This is a genomic window from Actinoplanes sp. OR16, assembly GCF_004001265.1.
Lineage (GTDB): Bacteria > Actinomycetota > Actinomycetes > Mycobacteriales > Micromonosporaceae > Actinoplanes.
Genome location: NZ_AP019371.1, coordinates 1,349,199 through 1,363,263, shown reverse-complemented (window position 1 = coordinate 1,363,263; position 14,065 = coordinate 1,349,199). Strand labels below are relative to the sequence as shown.

At 70.5% G+C, this 14,065-nt stretch carries 10 protein-coding genes; 6 read left to right on the top strand and 4 right to left on the bottom strand.

Features of this window, described 5'->3' with window-relative positions; translation table 11 throughout:
* Window positions 1-67: 67 nt before the first annotated feature.
* Window positions 68-1,117, top strand: coding sequence for a threonine synthase (gene thrC / locus EP757_RS06195; RefSeq protein WP_127543237.1), 1,050 nt, complete (start codon window positions 68-70; stop codon window positions 1,115-1,117).
* A 151-nt stretch (window positions 1,118-1,268) separates the two neighbouring features.
* Here the strand turns inward: thrC and EP757_RS06190 are convergent, their stop codons facing one another.
* Window positions 1,269-1,838, bottom strand: coding sequence for a MarR family winged helix-turn-helix transcriptional regulator (locus EP757_RS06190; protein ID WP_232050392.1), 570 nt, complete (start codon window positions 1,836-1,838; stop codon window positions 1,269-1,271).
* Between the two features lie 56 nt (window positions 1,839-1,894).
* Between EP757_RS06190 and EP757_RS06185 the strand changes: the two genes are divergently transcribed.
* From EP757_RS06185 to EP757_RS06165, 5 genes are all read left to right on the top strand, one after another.
* Entirely contained in the window at window positions 1,895-5,116 is a 3,222-nt protein-coding gene (locus EP757_RS06185; RefSeq protein ID WP_127543236.1) for an efflux RND transporter permease subunit, read from the top strand.
* Between the two features lie 68 nt (window positions 5,117-5,184).
* The gene (locus tag EP757_RS06180; protein WP_127543235.1) at window positions 5,185-6,426 is read left to right on the top strand and encodes an MFS transporter; all 1,242 of its coding nucleotides are present in this window, start codon (window positions 5,185-5,187) and stop codon (window positions 6,424-6,426) included.
* A 25-nt stretch (window positions 6,427-6,451) separates the two neighbouring features.
* Window positions 6,452-7,396 (top strand): homoserine kinase, encoded by a 945-nt coding sequence (gene thrB / locus EP757_RS06175; RefSeq protein ID WP_127543234.1) that lies wholly within the window; start codon window positions 6,452-6,454, stop codon window positions 7,394-7,396.
* A gap of 308 nt (window positions 7,397-7,704) precedes the next feature.
* Entirely contained in the window at window positions 7,705-10,026 is a 2,322-nt protein-coding gene (rho, locus tag EP757_RS06170; RefSeq protein WP_127543233.1) for a transcription termination factor Rho, read from the top strand.
* A 133-nt stretch (window positions 10,027-10,159) separates the two neighbouring features.
* Window positions 10,160-11,323, top strand: coding sequence for a nitric oxide synthase oxygenase (locus EP757_RS06165; RefSeq protein WP_127543232.1), 1,164 nt, complete (start codon window positions 10,160-10,162; stop codon window positions 11,321-11,323).
* Here the strand turns inward: EP757_RS06165 and EP757_RS06160 are convergent.
* The 3 genes from EP757_RS06160 to EP757_RS06150 are packed head-to-tail and all read right to left on the bottom strand — an operon-like array spanning window position 11,307 to window position 13,872.
* On the bottom strand, window positions 11,307-11,924 hold the full coding sequence (locus EP757_RS06160; protein WP_127543231.1) for an RNA ligase family protein: 618 nt from the start codon (window positions 11,922-11,924) through the stop codon (window positions 11,307-11,309). The two genes, EP757_RS06165 and EP757_RS06160, sit on opposite strands and share 17 nt — an antisense overlap.
* Before the next feature lies 1 nt (window position 11,925).
* Window positions 11,926-12,822 carry an AAA family ATPase gene (locus EP757_RS06155; RefSeq protein WP_127543230.1) on the bottom strand — a complete coding sequence of 299 codons (897 nt, stop codon included), beginning with the start codon at window positions 12,820-12,822 and terminating at the stop codon, window positions 11,926-11,928.
* Between the two features lie 9 nt (window positions 12,823-12,831).
* Window positions 12,832-13,872, bottom strand: coding sequence for an RNA ligase (locus EP757_RS06150; RefSeq protein ID WP_127543229.1), 1,041 nt, complete (start codon window positions 13,870-13,872; stop codon window positions 12,832-12,834).
* Between the last annotated feature and the right edge of the window lie 193 nt (window positions 13,873-14,065).

Here is a 14,065-nt window from a genome sequence, read left to right as displayed (position 1 = left end):
GTCCCAAGGATCGGATTCCTGGGGCACTCTAGGCGACGAAAACACCAGCTCGAGTGAGGAGTAGGCCATGTGGCGGGGCTTGATTGAGGCGTACCGGGACCGGCTTCCGGTCACCGACGCCACCCCGGTGGTCTCGTTGCACGAGGGCAATACCCCGCTGGTCCCGGCGCCGGTGCTGTCGTCGCGGGTGGGCGCCGACGTCTACCTCAAGGTCGAGGGCGCCAACCCGACCGGCTCGTTCAAGGACCGCGGCATGACCATGGCCGTGTCCAAGGCGGTCGAGGACGGCGCCAAGGCGATCATCTGCGCCTCCACCGGCAACACCAGCGCGTCGGCCGCCGCCTACGCCGCCCGGGCCGGCATCACCTGCGCGGTCCTCGTGCCGCAGGGCAAGATCGCGCTGGGCAAGCTGGCGCAGGCGCTCGTGCACGGTGCCCGGCTGCTGCAGGTCGACGGCAACTTCGACGACTGCCTCGCGCTCGCCTCGAAGCTCTCCCAGGACTACCCGGTCGCCCTGGTCAACTCGGTGAACATCTTCCGCCTGCACGGGCAGAAGACCGCGTCCTTCGAGATCGTCGAGGCGCTCGGCGACGCGCCCGACATCCACTGCCTCCCGGTCGGCAACGCGGGGAACATCTCCGCCTACTGGATGGGCTACCAGGAGGACAAGGACGCCGGGAACTCGACGAGGCTCCCGAAGATGTTCGGCTTCCAGGCCTCCGGCGCCGCGCCGATCGTGAACGGTCAGGTCGTCGAGAACCCCTCGACCATCGCGACCGCCATCCGGATCGGCAACCCGGCCAGCTGGACGAAGGCGCTCGACGCCCGCGACGCGTCCGGCGGCCTCATCTCCGCGGTGACCGACCGTGACATCCTCAACGCCTACCGGCTGCTCGCCCGCGAGGTCGGCGTCTTCGTCGAGCTCGGTAGCGCGGCCAGCGTCGCCGGCCTTCTCCAGCAGGCCGCGGCGGGCAGGATCCCGGCGGGCTCGCGTGTCGTCTGCACGGTCACCGGCCACGGTCTCAAGGACCCGGAGTGGGCGATCTCCACCGCTCCGTCACCGACCGTCATCGCCAACGACGCCCTGATCGCCGCGAAGGCGCTCGATCTCGCCTGACGCGGGGGTCGTTCCAGGACCGCCGGTTCCGCTCCTTCCTCCCGGTACGGAGCGACCGGCGGTCCCCACCCGCACGATGACCGTCACCGGTCGGCAGCGCGGCTGCCTGCCCGCGCCAGGCCGTCCGGCGTCTTTCGCGACCGGTGCATGGTCACCCTGCGACCGGTCCACCCTCCGAGGCCCTTTGATGTTCTTTCACGGCCTCGCGGAGCAGCAGCTCCATCGCGTGCGCCACCACCGACAGCTCCTCGGCTGAGAGCCGGCTGAGGAGCTCGCGCTGTCGCGACACGCCTGCGGTGATGATGCCCTCGATGACCTCCGTGCCCGCTTTGGTGAGGCCGATCCGGCGAACCCGCCGGTCGTGCAGATCCTCCGTGCGCGTGACCAGGTCCTGCACCACCAGGCGATCGATCATCCCGCTCAGGGTGGCGGCGCCGACGCCCAGCATGCGGGCCAGCTCGCCGCCGGAGATCGTGCCGTGGCGGGACAGCAGCAGCAGGATCTTCAGCTGCGACATGGTGAGGTGCGTATCGAACAGCGGGTCGGAGCGCTCATCGGCAAACGTGTGCTGCAGCCGGATCTGTGCGCCCATGATGTCTGCGATGAGCTTCTCTTTCTCGCTCAGCGCCTGCTCCTTCGGTGACGTGCTGATGTCCGGGCGGGGTCCATCTGATGTCGGACGGTACCAGCGGAACCTCGCGGGGCCCCGGCGGAAAATCATTTGTTCGTGTAAGGCAAACTATCAGCATCGACCGAACTTTTCTCGGGGGAGCGTCCATGTCAGCTCTGACACGGTTAAGCCTTGCCAACCGAGGTCTAGTCGCCCTGATCGCGATCGTGATCAGCGGCTTCGGCCTCTATGCGATCCCGTCCCTGAAGCAGCAGCTCTTCCCCTCGATCGAGCTGCCCGCCGCGTTCGTGAGCGCGGTGCTTCCCGGCGCCTCCCCGGAGGCCGTCGAAGAACAGGTGACGAAGCCGATCGAGGACGCGGTCAAGGGCATTGACGGCATCGACACCGTCACCTCGACCTCCCGCGAGAACGCCTCCAGCGTCGTGGTGATGTTCCAGTACGGCACGGACATCGAGTCCGCGGTCAACCAGGTCACCACCTCGATCAACCGGATCCAGTCGCAGCTGCCGGACGACGTCGACCCGCAGGTCTTCGCCGGCGGCACCGACGACATCCCGGCGATCGTGCTGGCGGCGACCGGCGGCGCCGACGAGAGCGACCTGCTCAGCAAGCTCAACGACACCGTCGTCCCGGAGCTCACCGGCATCTCCGGCGTCCGTGACGTTCAGGTGACCGGCGCCCGCGCCGAGCAGGTGGTGATCACCCCGGATCTCGCCAAGATGGGCGCTGCCGGAGTCGACCCGCAGTCGCTCACCACGGTCCTGCAGGCCAACGGCGTCTCCATCCCGGCCGGTTCGGTCGTCGAGGGCGACCAGTCGCTGACCGTGCAGGTCGGCACCCCGATCACCTCGGTGGACCAGCTCAAGGGCGTCTACCTGACCGGCTCGAAGGGCCCGGTCGAGCTCGGCGACGTGGCGAGCGTGGAGAGCAAGCTGCCGGCCGCCGAGTCGTACACCCGCACCGACGGCGTCGACAGTCTCGGCATCGCCGTGACGGCCCGCCCCGACGGCAACCCGGTGGAGATCTCGCACGAGGTCCGGGACATGCTCGCCGACCTGGAGGCCGACACCGGCGCGAAGCTGACCGTCATCACCGACCAGGCGCCGTACGTCGAGCGCTCGATCGAGAGCCTCACCACCGAGGGCCTGCTCGGCCTCGTGATGGCCGTCATCGTGATCCTGGTCTTCCTGCTCAGCGTCCGATCCACTCTGGTCACCGCCGTCTCGATCCCGCTCTCCGTGCTGGTCGCGCTGATCGCCCTCTGGATCGGCGACTACACGCTCAACCTGCTCACCCTCGGCGCGCTCACCATCGCGGTCGGCCGGGTGGTCGACGACTCGATCGTGGTGCTGGAGAACATCAAACGGCACATGGAGTACGGCGAGGAGAAATCGCAGGCGATCCTCGGCGCGGTGAAGGAGGTGTCCGGCGCGGTCACCGCCTCGACGCTCACCACGGTGGCCGTCTTCGCACCGATCGCCCTGGTCGGCGGCCTGGTCGGGCAGATCTTCTCGTCCTTCGCGATCACCGTGACCGTCGCGCTGCTGGCCTCGCTCTTCGTGGCGCTGACCGTCGTCCCGGTGCTGGCCTACTGGTTCCTCAAGCCGCCGCCCGCCGACGCCGACACCGAGGCGATCCGCAAGGCCGCCGAGGAGAAGGAACTGCGCAGCCCGCTGCAGCGCGGTTACCTGCCGGTGATCCGGTTCGCCACCACGAAGCGGTGGACCACCGTGCTGATCGGCGTGCTCGTGCTCATCGGCACGTTCGCCCTCTCCACCCGCCTGGAGACGAACTTCCTCGACGACTCGGGGCAGGACAGCATCACCATCAGCCAGGAGCTGCCCGCGGGCACCAGCCTGGCGGCCACCGACGAGGCGGCCAAGAAGGTCGAGGCGATCCTCGCCGACCGGGACGACGTCACGACGTACCAGGTCACCGTCGGCGGCAACTCGGCGAACCCGTTCGCCGGGGGTGGCGGTGGCAGCACCGCGACGTTCAGCGTGGCCCTCGACGAGGACGCCGACGCCGAGAAGGTCTCCGACGAGCTGCGCACCGAGTTCGACGGGCTCACCGACGCCGGTGAGATCAAAATCGGTCAGGAGAGCTCCGGGATCGGCAGCAGTGGCCTCTCCGTCCAGGTGAGCGCCGCCGACAACGAGGTGCTGGCGACGGCGACCGAGCAGGTCCGCGGCGCGATGGCCGGCATCGCCGGCGTCACCGACGTCGACACCAGCCTGAAGGCCAGCGTCCCCCGGCTCGACGTGGTGGTGGACCGCAAGGCGGCCGCCGACGCCGGGCTCACCGAGGCGCAGATCGGCCAGACCGTGGCCGGCCAGTTCCGGTCCGTCCCGGCGGGTCAGATCAGCGTCGACGGCGCCGGCCAGGACGTGGTGATCTCGTTCGGCAGCGCTCCGGCCGACCCCGAGGCGCTGAAGAGGCTCCCGCTCACCACGAGCAAGGGCATCGTCCCGCTCGACCAGGTCGCCGACGTGAAGCAGGTCGACGGCCCCGAGCAGATCAGCCGGGTCGACGGCAACCGGACCGCGACGGTCACCGGCACGGTCACCGGCTCGGACCTGCGGGCGATCAACGCGGACCTGACGAAGCAACTCGACGCGCTCGAGCTGCCGGCCGGCGCGGAGTACACGATCGGCGGCGTCAGCGCCGACCAGGACGAGGCGTTCGGGCAGCTCGGACTCGCGGTGCTCGCGGCCATCGCGATCGTCTTCATCATCATGGTGGCGACGTTCCGCAGCATCCTGCAGCCGGTCATCCTGCTGGTGTCGATCCCGTTCGCGGCGACCGGCGCGATCGGCCTGCTGCTGATCACCGGCACCCCGCTCGGCGTCCCGGCCCTGATCGGCGTGCTGATGCTGGTCGGCATCGTGGTCACGAACGCGATCGTGCTGATGGACCTGATCAACCACTACCGGGCGGCCGGCATGGGCGTCCAGGAAGCGGTGGTCGAGGGTGGCCGGCACCGCCTGCGGCCGATCCTGATGACCGCGATCGCGACCATCTTCGCGCTGATCCCGATGGCGCTCGGCCTCACCGGCGAGGGCGGCTTCATCTCGCAGCCGCTGGCGATCGTGGTGATCGGTGGTCTGGTCAGCTCGACGCTGCTCACCCTGGTCCTGGTGCCGACGCTCTACACGCTGGTGGAGAACCGCAAGGAGAAGTCGCGGGAGAAGCGGCAGGCCAAGCGGGCCCGCAAGGCCGCCGCCAAGAAGGAGCAGGCCGAGCAGGCCGAGACGCCCGCCGGCGACGCACCGGAGGCTTCCGAGCCGCCGGCCAAGGAGGGCGCGCTCCGCGGCTACACCGACCAGTTCGAGGTGCTGAAGATGCCCCGGAAGCCCAACGAGGCGTAGCAGCAGGCACGACGGAGGAGCCCGGCCACCCCTCGGTGGCCGGGCTCCGGCTTTTATAGGGTCGGTGAGTGCCACCAGCCCTTTCGGTCCTTACCCGCAATCGCGACTTCCGGCGTCTCTTCGCCGCCGAGCTCGTCGTCTTCGGCGCGGACTGGTTCGTCATGGTCCCGCTGCTCGTCCTCCTGCCGGAGCTGACCGGCAGCGGTGTCTGGGGAGCGATGGTGCTCGCCGTCGACACCGGGATCAACGCGCTGCTCCTGCCGTACACCGGGACGATCGCCGACCGGGTGGACCGGCGGAAGATCCTGGTCGGGGCGAACCTGGCGTCGTTCCTCGCGGTCCTGCTCCTCTTCACCGTGCAGTCGGCGGCGACGGCCCCGCTGGCCCTGGTCGCGGTCGGCGCCATGGCGGTGGCGAAGTCCTTCTACTCCCCGGCCGCGTCGGCGGCCCTGCCGAACGTCGTCGACCCGCCGGACCTGGCCGCCGCGAACACGATCGCCGGCTCGGCCTGGGGCACCATGACGGTGGTCGGGGCCTCGCTCGGTGGTGTCGTCAGCACGGTGGCCGGCCCGTACGCCTGCTTCGCCGTGACCGCGGCCCTGCTCCTGACCGGAACCGTGCTGACCGCCCTGATCCACCGCCCGCTGCAGGCGCCGCGCAGCGGTGGCGAGCGCCCGGAGACGCTGCACGCGCTGGTGGAGGCGCTGCGCTACATCGGGGCACGCCCGCGGCTCCGCGCGCTCGTCACGGTCAAGTCCGCTGTCGGTCTCGGCAACGGCGTGCTCACCGTCCTCCCGCTGATCGCGGTGGCGCACGGCGCGGGCGCGCTCGGGGCCGGGCTGCTCTTCGCGTTGCGGGGCGCGGGCGCGCTGGTCGGGCCACTGGTCATGCGCCCGGTGCTGAACCGCTCCTCCTGGCTCCTGCCCGGCCTGGCCCTGTCGATGGGCCTCTACGGCCTCGGCTACCTCGGCGTCGCCTTCAGCCCGTGGTTCCCGCTCGTGCTCGCGCTGGTCTTCGTGGCGCACTTCGCCGGCGGCACCAACTGGGTGCTCTCCAACTACGCACTGCAGGGCGAGGTGCCGGACGCGCTGCGCGGCCGGGTCTTCGCCACCGACATGATGCTGGCCACGCTCGCCATCGCGATCAGCCAGCTCGGCGCCGGCGCGGTGATCGACGTGGTCGATCAGAAATGGGTCCTCGCCGGCTGCGCGTCGATCACGCTGGTCTACGCGATCGTGTGGCGGATCGCGACCCGGCGGCTCGCGGCGCCTCGACATTCGGGAATACCCGGGCGGGACACCTCCGTTTAAATGATCACGCCCTAGCATGTGCCGCATGGGCCTGTCCTTCGTCTCCGACCCGGTCTCCGTCAGCACGCCGGCGACCAGCGCCAACCTCGGTCCCGGCTTCGACGCGCTGGGCCTGGCGCTCACCCTCTACGACGATCTCACCGCGCGGGTGACCGGTTCCGGTTTCACCGTCGAGATCACCGGTCAGGGCGCGGGCGAGCTGCCGTCCGACGAGTCCCATCTGGTCGTGCGCTCCATGCTGGCCACCTTCGACGAGCTGGGGGAGCGTCCGCCGGGTCTCGCTGTCACGTGTGTGAACCGGATTCCGCAGGCGCGTGGCCTGGGCAGCTCCTCGGCGGCCATCGTCGGCGGCGTGCAACTGGCCCGTGGCCTGGTGAAGGACGGCCTCCAGCTGATCAGCGACGAGGACGCGCTGCGGATCGCGGCGCGCATCGAGGGCCACCCGGACAACGTGGCGCCCTGCCTGCTCGGCGGTTTCACCGTCGCCTGGACCGAGGGGACCGGCGCCCGGGCCGTGAGCCTCCCGCCGGCCGCGGCGGTCCGCCCGACCGTTTTCATCCCGGACGAGCGTGGGTACACAGCGACCGCCCGTGCCGCGCTGCCGTCCGAGGTCCCGCACCGGGACGCGGCGTTCAACGCCGGCCGGGCCGCGTTGCTGACGCACGCCCTCACGAGTGATCCGTCGCTGTTGTTCCCCGCGACCGAGGACCGGTTGCACCAGGGTTACCGGGGACCGGGGATGCCGGGCAGCGCGTCGCTCGTGGCGGCGCTCCGCTCGGTCGGAGTGGCCGCCGTGATCAGTGGCGCCGGGCCGACGGTTCTGGCGTTGACCGAGGTCCCGGCCGATTTCCACCCGGGATCGCACTGGCGCGGCGAAGTGCTGGGCGTGGATGACGCCGGTGCTCGTGTGAAAGGGGGTATGGTGGAACACGCCGAGCGGGGCCCTGTTGCCGCAGGTCGCACGAGTTGACTACGCTCAAGACCTAGCAGTGCTTCAGGAACAGCCGCGAAGCAAGCGATCTCTGCGGTTCGGCGCACCCCCGAGATATCTGGGCCGATGGCCTGTCTCAAACTCTCATCAAGGCATACGCCGGGCAGCAGTCGATAGATCGCTGCACTCGCCGAGACCTACCCGTCAAGCCCTGGCGGGCAGGGACACCGTCGAGCTGCCGTGCTGCATGAAACTCCCGCGCCGCTGCTGCGAAGCGGGCTCCGAGGGCACCCGGCCCAGGCTGCAGTTCCGGGTGGACTCGGGTTTTTTCCGACGGAAGGAATCCATTGAGCGACACCACCGACGTGACGTCGGGTGTTTCTGACGTCGCTGACGGCGCCGGCACCACCGCGACCGCCACGAAGCGCCGCCGCGGCGGCACCGGGCTGTCCGCGATGCTGCTGCCCGAGTTGCAGAGCCTCGCCGCTTCCCTCGGCATCTCCGGCACCGCCCGGATGCGCAAGGGCGAGCTGATCGCCGCGATCACCGAGCGCCAGAGCGGTGGCGGCGCTGCCGCCGAGCCGGCGCCCCGTCCGCGTACCAACGGCTCCGAGGCCGTCGCCACGGCTCCCGCCCAGGCTCAGGCCCCCGCCGCCCAGGCCGCGGCAGCCCAGGCCCCGGCAGCCCAGGCCCCGGCGGCTCAGGCCGCGACCGCCCAGGCCCCGGCCACTTCGGCTCAGGCCCCGGCCGCCTCGGCCGCTCCGGCTCAGGCCGCTCCGGCGGAGAAGCCGCAAACCGCAGCCGCCCCCGCCGAGAAGGCCGAGCGTCCGACGCGCCGCAGCCGTGAGCGGGTCTCCCGTGACTCGGCCGCCCGCGAGACCCCTCGCGAGACCGCAGAGGCCGCCCCGGCTGCCGCACCCGCCACCGCGCCCGCTGCTGCGGCTCCCGCCGAGGCGCCGGCCGCCGTCGCGGTGGCGACGGCTCCGGCCGAGACCACCGAGCGTGCCGAGCGGGGCGACCGTCCCGAGCGGGGCGAGCGCAACCGTGACCGGCAGCGCAACCAGCGCGACGGCGGTCGTGACGGCGGCCGTGAAAGCGGTCGTGACGGCGGCCGTGAAAGCGGTCGTGACGGCGGCCGTGAAAGCGGTCGTGACGGCGGTCGTGATGGCCAGCGCGACGGCGGTCGTGACGGTCTGCGTGACAGCGGCCGTGACGGACAGCGCGACGGCGGTCGTGACGGTCTGCGCGACGGCGGTCGTGACGGCCAGCGTGACGGTGGTCGCGACAGCGGCCCGCGTGACGGGCAGCGCGACCAGCGTGACCGCAACGACGACCGGGCGCCGCGCTCCGACCAGGGCCGTGGCGACCAGGGGCACGACGACGACGGTGACGACGCCGATGGCGGACGCCGGAGCCGGCGCAGCCGCTTCCGGGACCGCCGCCGTGGCCGGGACCGCGACGACGACGGCGGCGGTAACAGCCGCCAGCGTGACGGCGGCCGGGAGAGCCGGGAGCCGCACGTCGCGGACGACGAGGTCCTGGTCCCGGTGGCCGGCATCCTCGACGTCCTCGACAACTACGCGTTCGTCCGGACCACCGGTTACCTCTCCGGGCCGAACGACGTCTACGTGTCGATGTCGCAGGTGAAGAAGTACGGCCTGCGCCGCGGTGACGCGGTCACCGGCGCGGTGCGGTCCGCCCCCCGTGACACCGGTGAGCAGCGCCGGGACAAGTACAACCCGCTCGTCCGCCTCGACACCATCAACGGGATGGAGCCCGAGGAGGCGCGCCGGCGTCCCGAGTTCTACAAGCTCACCCCGCTCTACCCGCAGGAGCGCCTGCGGCTGGAGACCGAGCCGCACATCCTCACCACGCGCGTCATCGACCTCGTCATGCCGATCGGCAAGGGCCAGCGTGCGCTGATCGTCTCCCCGCCGAAGGCCGGTAAGACGATGGTGCTGCAGGCGATCGCCAACGCGATCACGCACAACAACCCCGAGTGCCACCTCATGGTCGTGCTCGTGGACGAGCGTCCCGAAGAGGTCACCGACATGCAGCGGTCGGTGAAGGGCGAGGTCATCGCGGCCACGTTCGACCGGCCGCCGCAGGACCACACCACGGTCGCCGAGCTGGCGATCGAGCGGGCCAAGCGCCTCGTCGAGCTCGGCCACGACGTGGTCGTCCTGCTCGACTCGGTGACACGGCTCGGCCGGTCGTACAACCTGGCGGCGCCGGCCTCCGGCCGCATCATGTCCGGTGGTATCGACTCGACCGCCCTCTACCCGCCGAAGCGGTTCCTGGGCGCGGCGCGCAACATCGAGAACGGTGGCTCGCTCACCATCCTCGCGACGGCGCTGGTCGAGACCGGCTCGATGATGGACACGGTGATCTTCGAAGAGTTCAAGGGCACGGGTAACGCCGAGCTCAAGCTCGACCGCAAGATCGCGGACAAGCGGGTCTTCCCGGCCGTCGACGTCTCCGCCTCCGGTACCCGGAAGGAAGAGATCCTCATGGGCAAGGAGGAGCTCGCGATCGTCCACAAGCTCCGCAAGGTGCTCAGCTCCCTGGAGTCGGGCGCTGCTCTGGACCTCCTGCTGGACCGGCTCAAGCAGAGCCGTACCAACATCGAGTTCCTGATGCAGATCGCCAAGTCGACGCCTGGCGAGTAACCGCACAAATAAGACGCAGCTCACCCAAAACGGGTGGGCTGCGTCTTTTTTGTCGCACATCTTGTCTGATTCGCCCCGGTCGGGGTCGTGCGAACCTCCGGTAGCACATCCCTCGATACTCCGGAGGCGCTCGATGATCGTGCCCGGCTACCGGGATCAACCGGTCGAGCCATGGGATCGGGAGGCTCCCGTGGATCCCGGCGAGGCCGAGGACTTCCTGCGCCGCTGCTACACCGAGAACCCGCGACTGGGCCCGGTCGAACCCCGGCTGGCCATCGTCCGGGCGCAGATCGCGGCGACCGGCAGTTACGTGCACACCACCGAGGAGCTGGCGCACGGCGCCCGGATGGCGTGGCGCAACGCGAGCCGGTGCATCGGGCGGCTCTACTGGCGCAGCCTGGTCGTCCTGGACCGGCGCCGGGCCCGGACCGCCGACGAGATCTACTCGCTGCTCGTGCAGCACCTGCGGGCGGCCGGTGACGGCGCCCTGCGCCCGGTCATCAGCGTCTTCGCGCCGGCGCAGCCCGGCCAGCCGTTCGCGCGGGTCTGGAACGAGCAGCTGATCCGGTACGCCGGATACCGCACCGAGGCCGGTGAGACGGTCGGCGACCCGCGGCAGGCCGGCCTCACCGAGGCGGTGCGCGGGCTCGGCTGGCGGGGCAAGGGGGAGGCGTTCGACGTCCTCCCGCTGGTGATCGAGACTCCTGGCGACGGCATCCGCCTCTACGAGCTGCCGGAGCGCGCGATCCGCGAGGTGCCGCTGACCCACCCGGACCACGGCTGGTTCGCCGAGCTGGGCCTGCGCTGGCACGCCGTCCCGGCCATCTCCAACATGCGGCTCACGATCGGCGGCGTGCACTACCCGCTCGCGCCGTTCAACGGCTGGTACATGGGCACCGAGGTCGGCGCGCGCAACCTGGCCGACGCCGACCGGTACGACCTGCTCCCGGAGATAGCGAAACGGCTGGAGCTGGACACCAGCCGCGAGTCGACGCTCTGGCGGGACCGGGCCCTGGTCGAGCTGAACCGGGCCGTGCTGCACAGTTTCGAGCTGGCCGGGGTGAAGATGTCCGACCACCACACCGAGTCGCAGCGGTTCATGGCGCACCTGCGCAACGAGGAGAGGGCGGGTCGCCCGGTCCCGGCGGACTGGACCTGGATCGTGCCGCCGATGTCCGGCGGTCTCACTCCGGTCTTCCACCGGTACTACGAGGAGATGGATCTGCGGCCGGCGTTCTACCTGGACGACGAGGCGGCGAACCTGGCACAGGGATGCCCGTTCAAGCGAACTCGTTGATCGGGAAGTCGTCGCGGTGCCGCCACGACGCCTCGGTGCGCACGTGCCCGGCCCGCACCCACTTGAGGACCCGGTGATCGAAGTCGGCGGCCGGGATGCGCCCGGCCGCCCGTACGACATAGCCCTCCGAGCAATCCTCGGAGCGCTGCCGCGACCAGGCGGCACAGGCCTCGGAGAGGCTGCCTCCGCGGTAGAGGACCGGGACGACCGGCAACTCCAGGCGTTGTGCCCAGTCGACGGTGTCGTCCCAGCCCAGCAGCGTGTTCGTCTCGTCCCAGATGCCGAAGACCAGGAAGACGCCGGGGAGGTCGGTGTAGGCGATGCTGCGGCGGGCCCACATCGACTCGCCGCAGACCCGCCACTCGTCCGGGATCCGGTGCGCGGTCATCGCCCAGAGCGCCTTCGCCGGCCGGTCCCAGGGCTGGGTGCCGGAGTCGAGCGATCGCGCGTACATCGCGTCGCGGGTGAAGGTGAGGTTCCCGCCGTCCATCTTCTCGGTCACCACGAGCTCACCGTCCAGCCAGGACAGATCGTGCTGCACCCGGTCGTCGGTGGTGGCGCCCGGGGAACCGGGCAGATGGAACGTCCTGGGGTACTTCACCCTAGAAATCTCCCTCCGCCACCTGGAAAACGGTCAGGCCGAGGGCCCGCCACATGCGTACCACCTGTTGGCGGTCGTCGAACACCCCGGTGATCCGCCAGCGGTCCCGGATCTCGGTATCGAAGATCTCCCGCTTGACGATCGAGTCCTTGCGGCTGTCGCCCTCCGGCCGCATGAACAACGCCTCGTACGGCACGCCGACGAAGAGTTCGAGCCACGCCTCGGTCTCGGACCGGCACACCGCGTCCCGCCCCGAGCAGAAGACGATCGCATGGCCGGCCGCGTGCATCGCGCGCACCGCCGTGATCACCGCGGGATTCGGAGCGTCCTCGCCGACCCGGCTCCAGTCGTACGGACTCCGCCCGTTCATCAGCGCGACGGTGCCGTCGATGTCGACGAGCACGGCCTCCGGCAGCTCCGGATCGGGCCGGTAGACGACGCCCGGGCCGCCGCGCTCGACGAACGGGATCGGCAGTGGCAGGTTCTTCCCGGCCAGGTACCGCTCGTGCATGCGCCGGATGCCGTCCTCGCCGACCCGTTCACCGTCGGGCCGGCCGGCATCGCGGCGCAGGCACTCGTCGAGCGGCACGTCGGTGAAGTCGTGCACCTCGAACGACGCGTCGAACCGGGCCGCCATCTCGGCCCACTCGCGGACGGTCCTGGCCCGCAGGTTGGTGTCGTCGACGATGACGCTGCCCCGCGACCGCAGCAGCGCCTCGACGGCCGCCCGCTGGGCCTGGGTGACCTGCGCCTCGGCGTACTGGGTGTAGAGCCGCGTGCCGTGCAGCATCCGGCGCAGGTCGTCCCGGTTCACCCGGACCACGCCCGGCTGCAGCTTGCGCGCGAACGTGGTCTTCCCCGACGCGGGAAGACCACGGGTGATCAGAAGTCGAGTCATGTCCATCTCTCAAACGGAAGGCCGCGCACGCTGCCACAGGCCGGGACGGTAGTCCTTGCCGTCGAGCCGCTGGAACAGCTCGCCCCGGAACTCGCTGCGGACCGCCGCGGCGGCGAACTCCTTGCGGCCCCAGCCGTCCGGCAACGACGCGACGATAGTGGCGTACGCCTCCTCGACCGCCTCGGCACGGGCCTCGACGGCAGCGGTGAGCTCGGCCGCGACGCCGCGCACCCAGACGTGGAACTCGTCGGGCAGCGGCGCGGTGAGGGCGTCCAGGTCGCCGCCGGCGGCGAGGATCTCCCAGACGGTACGCGCGGTCAGCCCCGTGACGAGACGGTGCAGCCGGACGTAGTCCGCGTACTTGATCTTCACCCGCTGGTCGCTCTCGGTGAAGTGCACCACGAGACCCTCCCGGCCGTCCCGGGGCGGTGCCGCGAGCGCCTCGGCCAGCGTGGTCCAGGCGAACGTCTCGACGATCGGCCCGGGCCACTCCGGCACCGCATCCGGCCCGTACGTCCGGCCGCTGGCGATATCGACCGCCCCGAGCAGCACGAGATCGTCGAGTCCCTGGTAGTCGACGACGATCCGGTTCTCCGGGTAGATGATCTCGACGAGCACCGTCATGCCGGACGGTGGAGCGAACGAGGCGTACCGCGTACGAAGGATGTCCGTCGCATGGCGTGCCTGATCCGACGCGAAGGACCCCCGGGTGGCGACGGCGTAGCCGGAGCCGTCGTGGTAGATCACCCCGAGGCTGCCGTCCGCCTTGTCGGTCACCGTGACCGCCGCGTCCGGCCGCAGCGCCGGCGCCTGTGACTCGGTGTGGTTGAAGAACTTCGCCAGAGGGCGCGCGAGGACCCGGCCGGCCGCGTCGACGATCAGGCCGCGGCAGGTCAGCGTGGTGTGCGACCAGGCCGCCGAGTACTGGCAGGCCTCGGTGTAGTTGTAGATCGTCAGATCCCGGGACGGATGCCGCTGCGCGCGAATCAGCCCGGTTTCGACCGCGGAGGCCAGTTCGGCCGGATCGAGGACGTCGTCGAGCAGGGTCATCGGAGCGCCTTTCCACTGCGGGAATTACCGGAAGGGCGCTCACGTTAGGCCTGGCGAAACCAGTTGCACCTCCTGATTTCCCGTTGGTACGGGAGGCATGGCAGACTGGTACATCGGCCAGTAGGGGTTCCGGTTCACGTCTCTCCAGCAGGAAGGCGACCCGGCGGCCCGACCATCGAGAGGGACCGAGTAA

Bases quoted from the DNA above. Each gene is read 5' to 3' on its own strand.
- thrB (WP_127543234.1), top strand. From the start codon at position 6,452: ATGGGCCTGTCCTTCGTCTCCGACCCGGTCTCCGTCAGCACGCCGGCG.
- thrC (WP_127543237.1), top strand. From the start codon at position 68: ATGTGGCGGGGCTTGATTGAGGCGTACCGGGACCGGCTTCCGGTCACC.
- EP757_RS06165 (WP_127543232.1), top strand. From the start codon at position 10,160: ATGATCGTGCCCGGCTACCGGGATCAACCGGTCGAGCCATGGGATCGG.
- EP757_RS06185 (WP_127543236.1), top strand. From the start codon at position 1,895: ATGTCAGCTCTGACACGGTTAAGCCTTGCCAACCGAGGTCTAGTCGCC.
- EP757_RS06150 (WP_127543229.1), bottom strand. From the start codon at position 13,872: ATGACCCTGCTCGACGACGTCCTCGATCCGGCCGAACTGGCCTCCGCG.
- EP757_RS06155 (WP_127543230.1), bottom strand. From the start codon at position 12,822: ATGACTCGACTTCTGATCACCCGTGGTCTTCCCGCGTCGGGGAAGACC.
- EP757_RS06190 (WP_232050392.1), bottom strand. From the start codon at position 1,838: ATGATTTTCCGCCGGGGCCCCGCGAGGTTCCGCTGGTACCGTCCGACA.